The organism is Akkermansia sp. GGCC_0220, assembly GCF_017566105.1.
GTDB lineage: Bacteria > Verrucomicrobiota > Verrucomicrobiia > Verrucomicrobiales > Akkermansiaceae > Akkermansia > Akkermansia massiliensis.
Genome location: NZ_JABFCI010000197.1, coordinates 1 through 216, shown reverse-complemented (window position 1 = coordinate 216; position 216 = coordinate 1). Strand labels below are relative to the sequence as shown.

Here is a 216-nt window from a genome sequence, read left to right as displayed (position 1 = left end):
AAAGATTATTTGCCACAAGGATATCAATTCCAGCCGGACCGTGATTATTTATTGCCTATACCGCCGGATGAACTTGAACTGAATAAGCAGTTGAAACAAAACCCGGGATGGACAAAAACGAAGTAATAATAGTAGGACATATAAAGTATAAAACAATGAAGATAAGAAATATACTATACGCATGTTTACCTTTGGGAATATGGGCTATAACTCTGG

At 36.1% G+C, this 216-nt stretch carries 1 protein-coding gene; it reads left to right on the top strand.

Features of this window, described 5'->3' with window-relative positions:
* Positions 1-126: RagB/SusD family nutrient uptake outer membrane protein (locus HJW02_RS14590; RefSeq protein WP_345778212.1), on the top strand; the 126-nt coding region annotated here is incomplete at its 5' end.
* Between the last annotated feature and the right edge of the window lie 90 nt (positions 127-216).